The following is an 11,191-nucleotide window of genomic DNA, read 5'->3' as shown; positions in this document are numbered from 1 at the left end:
AAAAAATTTGCCGACTCACCGATATTTACTCTAGCTTTAGCTATGAAAAAAATTTCCACAAAGGAAAATTTGAGAAATATAATTATGGATAATTTATAGGAGTCGCCATTACTGACGCGGGAATTCTTAAATTCTCAAATATAGTCACAATAAAAAAGTAGGGGCGAATGGCAATTACCCCCTACTTTTTCTAGTCCGAATTTTCAGCTTTAATAATCAACTAAAATCCAGACTACAAACTAATACTTACCAATGGATAATTGATAATTAGAGATAGTTTAATGTTCCACTATCCACTATTAATTATTCATTATTAATTATCCCTCCACCTAACAAAATATCTCCCTCATACCAAACCGCAGCTTGTCCGGGAGTTATACCAAAAACTGCTTCTTCAAACATTAACTTAACTCGAAAACCATCTTGGGGTTTCTCTTCATTAATACCCAAAGGAATAATATTTGCAGCTACAGGTGAACTGCGATATCTTACTTGCACTTCTGCGTGTATTGGCGTACTTGGTGGGGCAATAGAAACCCAGTTAACCAACTTCACAGTAGACTCAATTTTGGCCGCACTGTCGCGATCGCCCACTATTACCCGATTCATCACTGGGTCTAAACCAATTACATATAAAGGATGAGAGGCGGAAACTCCTAAACCTTTTCTTTGGCCAATCGTATAATGATGGACACCATCATGTTGTCCTAAAACTCGCCCCTCTTGGTCAACTATTTCACCTTGATGGGGAGTAATATATTTATCCAAAAATTCTCGCATCGAACCATTAGCTTCTACCAGACATAAATCCTGACTTTCTGGTTTATCAGCAGTTTTTAAACCATATTCTGCTGCAATGCGTCGGGTTTCACTTTTGACCATTTCTCCTAGAGGAAATACTGAACCTGCTAGTAAGTCTTGTGTTAAATCATACAGAAAATAAGACTGGTCTTTGTTACGGTCAACGGCACGTTTTAATAGATAGCGATCGCTTTCTGAATCATAATCAATTTGTGCATAATGCCCCGTGGCAATTTTGTCAATACCTAATTTTTCACGGCCATAAGCCAACATAGGGCCAAATTTAACAGTTTTATTACATTGAGAACAAGGCAATGGAGTAATTCCGGCACTGTAACCTGTTACTAAATAATCAACAATATTTGCCTGAAATAAATCGCGAGTATCGACAATATGATGGGGAATACCTAATTGTTCACAAATATAGGCAGCATCAACCATTCCATCGGAACAACATTGACCTTTTCCTTGCATTAACCAAAGAGTTAAGCCCTCAACTTGATATCCTTGATAATGTAATATTGCTGCTGCTGTAGAACTATCAACTCCACCGGAAAGACCGACTATAATTTTATTCATTGGATTTAAGTTTATAAAATCAAAACTATATGTATTTATCTTGCATTATAAATTTTTTCTACCTTCTTTTCTATTTCCTGTTTCACAAATTACTACTCCCTACTTCTTAAAAAAAACTAATTTTGTACCTCAGATAAAATTAGGTTATACAGTCTCTCAAGACGGAGCTTACTCAGTATACTCTTAAGCAATTTCCTTACTTTTTACTTTTAACTTCTGACTTTCTTTTTCTCTGTTCATTTTTTTCATTAATCCTGGTATTCATTTTTAATGAAAATGGGAAGGCAAAAAGCTTAGTTCTATCGACCTCTAAAATCATCATTTATCAGAGTAATTAACCATGCTAAATCAACATTATGTAATAATATACTACAAAAAATCGAAAATGTCATTATTATCAATTATATTCGGAGGAGTTTTAGCCCTAAGTTATCAGACTCTATCCCAAGGAGAAGTCATCAAAACTAAAACCTTAGCCAACAATCAAAATCAAAGCCAAAACACAATTTTTATTCCCAACAACAATACATCAAAAAACGAAATACTAATAACAGAAATTTATAGTTATCCAAAACCTCTGGAAAAATTACCACCATCAACAATAACACCTTCAACTAAACCACAAGAACCAATATTTAATCCTATAGAACCAAATCCATTTCCCAATTTACGATATGTTGTTTATATTGAGTCAGAAAGTCGAATTTTGTTAGGGATTATTCGGCAACAAATTGAACCAAGAGCAGTATTTCGCTCTTTTGGAGATGCAAGAGTTATTCAAGTCGGAAGCTTTTCTGAATTATTTTTTGCCTTAAATTTATTAGATTATTTAGCAGAAAAAGGCATTAATGGGGAATATTCAAGACGCAACCCTGGAGAAGCATTTGGTGAACCTTTAAGACCTACAACTTTAGCACGCAGTGTATATCCTCCAGTTAGGCATTCAATAGCTTATGGACTTAGTAATACAGAAAATTATTACTTACTAATTCCTAGTAAGTCAAAAGATTTAGCTCTAATCACATATAGACTGGCATTATTGGGAGTTCCTGACAAGGGAATTCAGGTAACAGAAACACCAGAAAATTTAGCTATAGGACCTTTTGAAGAGAGAGAAATAGCAGAAAAATGGCAACGCTATTTATTAGATTCAGGGTTTATTAATGTAGATATTTACTTTGGTCGTTAGATTAATTAATGAATAATTTATAATTAGGGGTTGCTGATTAATTCTAAAAGCATTGATGTATAAAGTTTCTCACGGGGTGACAATTAAAAAAACTCTTTCATTCATTATCAATTATTAATTATTAATTATCAATTATTAATTATGTCTAATTTCCCTACTTCCTATTCCCTACTCCCTACTCCCTACTCCCTACTCCCTAGATTTGTAGTTACTGCCGCACAAATGCGACAAATAGAAGAACGAATATTTATTGCTGGAATGCCAGTAGCCGCATTAATGGAAAAAGTGGCAGGATTAGTAACACGAAAAATCCAAGAATTATTAAATCCTAATATTGGTAAAATAGGTGTATTAGTAGGTCCTGGTCATAATGGTGGAGATGCTTTAGTCATAGCCAGAGAATTATATTTTCAAGGTTATGAAATAATAGTTTATCGCCCGATTCCTAAACTGAAAGAATTAACAAATGCTCATGCCAAATATCTCCAATCTTTAGGAGTTGATTTTGTCGAAAATATTTCCCTACTCAAAAATTGTGATTTGCTCATTGACGGTTTATTTGGCTTTGGTTTAGAACGGGAAATATCTGGAGATTTAGCTGAAAATATCAATCAAATTAATAGTTGGCAAAAACAAATATTTAGTATTGACTTACCTTCTGGAATACATACAGATACAGGAGAACTTTTAGGAACAGCTATTTGTGCTACCCACACATTTTGTTTAGGTCTGTGGAAACAAGCATTTTTACAAGACCAAGCTCTAGAATATATTGGTACATCTGAACTAATTGACTTTGATATTCCCCTGGCAAATATTACAGCAATTTTAGGAGAATATCCTACAATTGAGAGAATTACAAAAACATCTGCTATAGAAAATTTACCCTTACCTTTTTCACCAATAACCTATAAATATAAAAATGGTAATTTATTATTAATTGCAGGTTCCCATCGTTATAGTGGCGCAGCAATTTTAACAGGATTAGCTGCCAGAGCAACAGGTGTAGGAATGTTATCAATTGCTGTACCAGAATCAATTAAATCAATACTAAATAATCATTTACCAGAAGCACTAATTATTGGTTGCCCTGAAACAGAAACTGGAGCAATAAAAGAATTACCAGAAGATATAGATTTAAGTAAATTTGATGCCATTGCCTGCGGACCTGGTTTAACTATAGAACCTGCATCTATAATAGAAAAAATATTATCTGTAAATTGTCCTTTAGTTTTAGATGCTGATGCTTTAAATATTTGTGGAAATTTAGCAAATAACTCTTTAGTAAATCAACGTCAAGCACCAACAATTATTACTCCCCATGTAGGAGAATTTAAACGTCTATTTCCTCACTTAGTAAATCAACTCAATAATCGGATATTAGCAGCTCAAAAATCTGCTGAAAATAGTAACCTTGTCATAGTTTTAAAAGGAGCAAAAACAATTATTGCCAATAGTCAAAAAATATTGATAAATCCAGAAAGCACTCCCGCATTAGCAAGAGGAGGAAGTGGAGATGTACTTACAGGATTAGTCGGAGGTTTATTAGCTATTACTTCAACAAAAATTCCTCCACTCGAAGCTGTAAAAACAGCAGTTTGGTGGCACGCCCAAGCAGCAATATTAGCAACAAAAGAACGAACCGAATTAGGAGTAGATGCTTTTACCTTGACTCAATATTTAATACCAGCAATAGAAAAAATATAGCAATTTGCCCATAGGTTGTAAGATTTTATCGTAGGGGTTTGGTTTCCAAATCCCATTTATGCTTGGGGAAAGGAGACCAAACCCCTACAGATTTCTCTCACAAATCATTTAGGATTACTATGTAACCTTTCTTGGTTGGATAAGAAAAAGAGAATCTGGAAATTGAAATATCCCTTTATCTTTGCCTCAAAATTATATAAGCAGTTGTTAAAGGAGATTCCAGATTAATGTGGTAAAATTGAAGGGGTAAATATTTTTTAGACCCATATTTTCTACTCCCTAAAACCATGAATATATGTACTTCATCAAGTAGGAAACTGTTGTTAAGTCTAAAATTATTCAGACAGTTTCCTTTGATCCTTATTCCTTATTCAAAATGCTATAATTAAATACCGATCCGGAGGAAAATAATCAATGGCAGGTGCTAATCTTAATACAGATTTGTATTTTTCTGAACAAATTACACCCTGGGATATTTATAAACATGGTATTGATAAAGTTCTGGTTTATCAAAAAACCAAGTATCAGGAAATGTATATAGTCGAAGGTGTTTATGGTAAAGCTTTAATACTAGATGGCAAGTGGCAGTCTTGCACCGAAGATGAATTTCTCTACCATGAAAGTTTAGTACATCCACCTATGATTTTTCATGGGTCTCCACACAAAGTCTTAGTATTTGGAGGAGCAGAAGGAGCAACAATACGAGAAGTATTACGCTGGAAAACTGTTGAGCAAGTAGTTATGGTTGATATAGATGGGGAAGTTGTAGAAGCTTGCAAAAAGTATTTGCCCGAAATGCACCAAAATGCTTTTGAAGACCCCCGTGTAGAATTAATTATTGATGATGCTCAGAATTTTTTAGAGTCTTCTTCAGAAACTTGGGATGTAATTATTTCTGACCTGACAGATCCTATTGAGTCTGGTCCATCTTTTCCTTTATTTACTCAAGAATACTTTGAAAAAATTCGCCAAGTTTTGTCTGCTGATGGCTCGTTTATAATACAAGCAGGTTCAACTTCTCCTGCTGAAATGTATCTTCATGTTCGTGTAGTTAAAACTTTACAAAGTGTTTTTAGTTATGTTAGTTCTTTTATTCCTTATTCTACCAGTTATGGATGTCCGCTAGGGTTTATTATTTGTTCTGAAAAAGAATTTTCCTCTACACCAAACCCAGAAAAAGTAGACCGTTTGTTGGCAGAAAAAACTACAGGTGGTTTTAAACTTATGGATGGTATTTCTTTATTGGGTATGTTGCAACTACCTTTCAATATACGACAGGCGATCGCTACAGAAACTCAGATATATACTTTGAAAGCTCCACCAGAGTCTATTCATATTTGAGATTTAAAATTAATAATAAAATTACTATATTTCTACTTTTAATTCTGGTTTAATACCACCAAATAAAGCAATTTCAAATAACTTCATAAAACAGTCAATATGGATAAAACCTATCTCTCGTAACCAATCACATTGAGTTTCTAGAGGAGCAAGAATATTTGCTGTTTTATCTGGGCGGTTATAATGCTCCCTATTAATTTCTTCTCTGGATTTATTTGTGTCTTGACTTTGATGAAAAGCATAGAGAGAATCAACAAATAATTCATCAAATAATTGCTCAATTAATTTAGATGGTGAGGCAACGTGTTCCAAATTTAAAAATAATCCTCCAGGCTGTAATAATTGGTAAATTTCTTGATAGATTTCTTGTTTTCTGGTATCTGGTTGATGATGAATTGAAAATCCTGACACAATTACATCAAATGGTGCTTTTTCTTGAACTTTATTTACCCATTCCGGCAGACCATAATCTTGAATAATAAATTCAGAATTACCTTGATAATTATCAGCAACTTTGCTTTTTGCAGCTTCAATCATTGCGTCTGAAAAGTCTAAAAATACTCCTTGAGAATCAGGGTATTGACTGAGAATTGCCTGACCTAAAATACCATCACCACAACCTAAGTCTAAAAAGTTATTTACTTGGGATTTAGTTGTCTGAATAATTCTCAAGATAATCTCAATTTGTTCAGTAGCTAAAGGAATAGCACTCCTGACACCAGAAAGATATTTTTGGGAAATTTCTGCCGTTTTCCAGACTTGATAATTATTGTTCATTTTTCATAAGTAGTTGAGTATAAATAAATGGAATATTGACAGGGTGGGTTTTGAGAACTAGATATCTATTAAGTCAAGGCTTTCACTCAAACCTGCCCCTACAATTTTTTTTAACATTTAATTAGACTTAACTACTTAATTGTTAGTATTTTTTCACAAATGTCTCATGTAATTTTAGTAGGGAGGATAAAGATTTGTCTACCCTACTATTAGTTTATTCTAGTCTTCATCTAGAAATTCGGTGGCTATTTTATCAAGTCTTTCATTACTATCTTGAGTCATTTTTAGTAAGCCAACACTAACAATTTGTGATGCAAGTCCGCCTGCAGTTGTGGCTGTTCCTTCAGAAGTTTTCCCTGAGAGTAAAAGTCCTACACCTGTTACACTAATAATGCCACTAATTATAGTTAAGCCTAGAACAATATTAAAGCTTAATTGTGCTTGACGCAGACGTTCTTTAATAACAAGTTGCTCCATTGTATTCAGGGTAGAGTTTTGATTATTATTAGATATAGTCATAGTTGAAACTCCTCTGTTCATTCCTTGTTTTGTTCTACAATTTCATTAAAATATACAGATGATTGAGTTTCAGCTTGTTGATATAAAATAATTTGTCTGACTTGTGACTGACTTAATCAAAAATTCTAGACTGATGACTGAGTAGTGCTAAAATGTAGCGTAAGTATTTATAGATTTATTTAGCTTTTATTATAGCTAAGTTATGTCTTCTAGATCCCTGAGAGTTGCACCAGAATATAAGGAAAAAGTTAAATCGGCTGTTCAACGTAATAATTTTCCTAGTCAAAAAGCTCTAGCTAGTGAATTAGGTATTGCTTATTCAACTGTATCTAATTTTCTCAACGGCAAACCTGTAGATTTTTCCTATTTTACCGAAATATGTCAGAAATTAGGTTTTGATTGGCAAGCGATCGCTCAAATACCAGAAAAAGAAACAGAAGCAGAAAAGATTATTTATATTGAACGACCACCCATTGAATCTATTTGTGATGAAACTATTTTACAACCAGGCTCTTTAATCAGAATTCAAGCTCCTAAAAAAATGGGTAAAACTTTGCTAACTAATAGAATTTTAGAGCAAGGAAAAAAACATAACTACCAAACGGCATCTATTAATTTATTAGATGCTGATACTCATCTTTTTGGAAATTTTGATAAGTTTTTGCGATGGTTTTGTAGTTGTCTCGGTCGTGAATTAAATTTGCCGAAAGAGAATTTGAGTGAATCTTGGTGTGAAGAAGATGGGAGTAAAACTAAATGTAATACTTATTTTGAAGAGTATTTATTACCAAAAATCCCAGAAGCTTTAGTTTTATGTATAGATAAGATTCACCTAATTTTTCCCCATAAAATTGCTGAAGATTTTTTGCCATTATTACGTTCTTGGCATGAGACAGCAAAGCGAAAAAATATCTGGAAAAAGTTACGGTTAGTAGTAGTTCATTCTACAGAAGTTTATATTCCTTTAAATATTAATCAATCTCCTTTTAATGTGGGTTTACCTATCGAGTTAAAAGAGTTTAATTCGGAGCAAGTACGTCAACTTACTGAAATTTATAAATTAAATTTACAAGCTGAACAAGTGACACAGTTAACTGATTTAGTAGGAGGGCATCCTTTTTTATTAGATCAGGCTTTATCTTATTTAAAAAATCATCAAAATTCAAACTTATCGGAGCTATTAGAAAAAGCACCAACTAATGCAGGAATTTATCGCAGTCATTTGCAAGAATTGTTGTCAACTTTAGAAGCTCATCCCGAACTCAAAGCAGCTTTTAAGAAAGTTGTTATGGCAAAAGAATCTGTAAATATAGATTCCCTTTTGACTTATAAATTGGATAGTTTAGGATTAGTAAAATTACTAGGTAATGATGTTGTTCCCAGATGTGAATTATATCGGCAATATTTTTATGAACGTTTGAAATAACTATTTTATAATTTGTCATTGCGAGGTACGTTTGCGGAGTATTCCGTAGAAAAGCAATCCCATTAAAATAACTAATAAAATTCAACTATCCGAGATTGCTTCGGGGGATTAGTTGAGTTGACTACAAAAGTTACTGTGGTAAATTCCCCTCGCAATGACAATTTTCTCTTAGTTTGTCATTGCGAGGAACGTTTGCGGAGCATTCCGTAGGAAAGCAATCCCATTAAAATAACTAATAAAATTCAACTATGCGAGATTGCTTCAGGGGATTAGTTGACTTGACTACAAAAGTTACTGTTACAAACCCCCCCTCGCAATGAGAATTACTAAGATTGCTTCGGGGGTGAGTAGATTTTCCTACAAAAATTACTGCTGCTAAACACCCCTCGCAATGACAATTTTATATTTAACATAATAATTAATTTTCCCTAACTTCTATGAATACAAAACAAAACCAAAATTACCAATATCAAGTAGGAGGAAGTTTGTCTGCTGATGCTCCTAGTTATGTGACGCGAGAAGCAGATGAAAATCTTTATGATGCCCTCAAATTAGGATATTTTTGTTATGTGTTGAACTGCCGACAAATGGGAAAGTCAAGTTTAATGTTACGCACTAAGGCGAGATTAGAAAAAGAAGGGTTTGCCTGTGCTGCAATTGACTTAACTGATGTCGGTAGTCAAGAAATTAATGCCAAGCAATGGTATCGGGGTATTATTCAAGAATTAGTTAGCAATTTTGACTTGAGTATTAATCGGCGAGCGTGGTTAAAAGAAAGAGAATATTTATCTCCAGTACAACAATTTAGAGATTTTTTAAGAGAAGTTTTGCTTCGGGAAGTTGGGGAAAATATTGTTATTTTTGTTGATGAGATAGATAGTTTAATTAGTCTTGATTTTCCCACCGATGATTTTTTTGCTCTGATTCGTGCTTGCCATAATAAACGGGCAGAAAATCCTGAATATAAACGATTATCTTTTGCTTTATTTGGGGTGGCAACTCCTTCTAATTTAATTGCTGATAAAACTCGGACTCCTTTTAATATTGGTAGGGCGATAGAGTTAACAGGTTTTAGTTTTGCAGAAGCAAAAGATTTCCTAACTCCTGGTTTAGAAAGTCAGGTAGAAAATCCAGAACAGGTATTAGCTGAAATTTTAGAATGGACTGGTGGGCAACCTGTTTTAACTCAAAAGTTGTGTCAAATAATTGTTAAAAATAATGATAGTCGTACTCCCGATGTAGCAGAGTTGGTTCGGACTTATATTATTAATAATTGGGAATATCACGATAACCCAGAACATTTACGGACAATTCGCGATCGCCTCTTGGTAAATGAAAAAAAGGCAAGTCGGTTGTTGGGGTTGTATCAGCAGGTTTTAAATTCGATCCCCCAAACAGTTAATTTAGTAGTTTCTCCCCCCTCTCCCCATATTCCCCTCCTGGGAGGGGTTAGGGGTGGGTCTGACACTCCCCACACTCCCCACACTCCCCCCTCTCCCCACACCCTTTCTAACGGGGGGATCGTAGCAAACGACACCCCCGAACAAATGGAACTCCGCCTCACAGGTTTGGTTGTCAAACGTCAAAGTCAGTTGCAAGTTATGAATTATATCTATCGAGAAGTATTTAATCTCCAGTGGGTAGAAGAGGAGTTAGCCAAGTTACGCCCCTACTCCGAGGCGTTTACTGCTTGGCAAAAGTCGGGATGTCAAGATGAGTCGCGACTATTGCGGGGTGAAACTTTGGCTGATGCTTTAGTGTGGGCAGGGGATAAAAGTTTGAGTGTTCTCGACTATCGCTTTTTGACTGCTTCTCAGAAAGTTGATAAACAGTCGGTGGTAGAGGCAAACAAAACATTAAAAGAGGCTGAACGGAAAGCAGAAAGGCGACTGCGAAGAAGTTTTGCAGTATTGGTACTATCGCTTGTAGGAGCAGCTATTACTGGAGTTAGAGTTTTGCGAGCAAATTTCAAGTTGGCGGAAACAGAAGCATTGCAGAAAAGTATTACTTCTAAAATACTTGCTGAGTCTGGCAAAAATTTTGAGGCGTTGCGACAAGCGTTGAGGGCAGTTAAACAAATACCACGCCCTAACCTGATATTTCAGCCTCTGCCTGAAAACAGAATCAAAGTAACAAATGTTCTTAGGCAAGTTGTAAACATAATAAGTGAACAAAAATATCACCAACTTAAACATTTTGAGGCGCATGAGAGTTCGGTCTATGGTGTAGCATTTAGTCCGGATGGAGAGACTATAGCAACTGCAAGTGGTGACAAAACAGTGAAGTTGTGGAACCGTCAGGGGAATTTATTGCAGACTCTCACCGACCATAAGAGTTCGGTCTATGGTGTAGCATTTAGTCCCGATGGAGAGACTATTGCCACTGCAAGTGATGACAAAACAGTGAAGTTGTGGAACCGTCAGGGGAATTTATTGCAGACTCTCACCGACCATAAGAGTTCGGTCTATGGTGTAGCATTTAGTCCCGATGGAGAGACTATTGCCACTGCAAGTGATGACAAAACAGTGAAGTTGTGGAACCGTCAGGGGAATTTATTGCAGACTCTCACCGACCATAAGAGTTCGGTCTATGGTGTAGCATTTAGTCCCGATGGAGAGACTATTGCCACTGCAAGTGATGACAAAACAGTGAAGTTGTGGAACCGTCAGGGGAATTTATTGCAGACTCTCACCGACCATAAGAGTTCGGTCTATGGTGTAGCATTTAGTCCCGATGGAGAGACTATTGCCACTGCAAGTGATGACAAAACAGTGAAGTTGTGGAACCGTCAGGGGAATTTATTGCAGACTCTCACCGACCATAAGAGTTCGGTCTATGGTGTAGCATTTAGT

General features: G+C 35.2%; 8 protein-coding genes. 5 read left to right on the top strand and 3 right to left on the bottom strand.

Features of this window, described 5'->3' with window-relative positions; all coding sequences use genetic code 11:
• Window positions 1–303 precede the first annotated feature (303 nt).
• Entirely contained in the window at window positions 304–1,395 is a 1,092-nt protein-coding gene (gene mnmA / locus ACP6PK_RS27820; RefSeq protein ID WP_426564560.1) for a tRNA 2-thiouridine(34) synthase MnmA, read from the bottom strand.
• Between the two features lie 370 nt (window positions 1,396–1,765).
• Here mnmA and ACP6PK_RS27815 point away from each other — a divergent pair, with 370 nt between their 5' ends.
• From ACP6PK_RS27815 to ACP6PK_RS27805, 3 genes are all read left to right on the top strand, one after another.
• On the top strand, window positions 1,766–2,569 hold the full coding sequence (locus ACP6PK_RS27815; protein ID WP_426564551.1) for a hypothetical protein: 804 nt from the start codon (window positions 1,766–1,768) through the stop codon (window positions 2,567–2,569).
• 141 nt (window positions 2,570–2,710) lie between these two features.
• Window positions 2,711–4,276 (top strand): NAD(P)H-hydrate dehydratase, encoded by a 1,566-nt coding sequence (locus ACP6PK_RS27810; RefSeq protein ID WP_426564550.1) that lies wholly within the window; start codon window positions 2,711–2,713, stop codon window positions 4,274–4,276.
• A gap of 414 nt (window positions 4,277–4,690) precedes the next feature.
• On the top strand, window positions 4,691–5,617 hold the full coding sequence (locus tag ACP6PK_RS27805; protein ID WP_426564548.1) for a spermine/spermidine synthase domain-containing protein: 927 nt from the start codon (window positions 4,691–4,693) through the stop codon (window positions 5,615–5,617).
• 24 nt (window positions 5,618–5,641) lie between these two features.
• Here ACP6PK_RS27805 and ACP6PK_RS27800 read toward each other — a convergent pair whose 3' ends face one another.
• Both ACP6PK_RS27800 and ACP6PK_RS27795 read right to left on the bottom strand, forming a co-directional pair.
• Window positions 5,642–6,394: a class I SAM-dependent methyltransferase gene (locus tag ACP6PK_RS27800; RefSeq protein WP_426564546.1), complete on the bottom strand. Its 753-nt coding sequence runs from the start codon at window positions 6,392–6,394 to the stop codon at window positions 5,642–5,644.
• A 219-nt stretch (window positions 6,395–6,613) separates the two neighbouring features.
• Window positions 6,614–6,913 (bottom strand): TRADD-N-associated membrane domain-containing protein, encoded by a 300-nt coding sequence (locus ACP6PK_RS27795; protein WP_426564544.1) that lies wholly within the window; start codon window positions 6,911–6,913, stop codon window positions 6,614–6,616.
• Window positions 6,914–7,115: 202 nt separating this feature from the next.
• On the opposite strand from ACP6PK_RS27795, the gene ACP6PK_RS27790 reads away from it, so the two are divergent.
• Both ACP6PK_RS27790 and ACP6PK_RS27785 read left to right on the top strand, forming a co-directional pair.
• Window positions 7,116–8,339 carry an AAA-like domain-containing protein gene (locus ACP6PK_RS27790; RefSeq protein WP_426564542.1) on the top strand — a complete coding sequence of 408 codons (1,224 nt, stop codon included), beginning with the start codon at window positions 7,116–7,118 and terminating at the stop codon, window positions 8,337–8,339.
• A 437-nt stretch (window positions 8,340–8,776) separates the two neighbouring features.
• Window positions 8,777–11,191 (top strand): AAA-like domain-containing protein (locus ACP6PK_RS27785; RefSeq protein ID WP_426564540.1); only part of this gene is annotated, 2,415 nt, incomplete at its 3' end.

The organism is Dapis hubbardiae BLCC-M172, from assembly GCF_050016015.1.
GTDB lineage: Bacteria > Cyanobacteriota > Cyanobacteriia > Cyanobacteriales > Microcoleaceae > Trichodesmium.
This window is presented reverse-complemented; position numbering and strand designations above follow the sequence as displayed.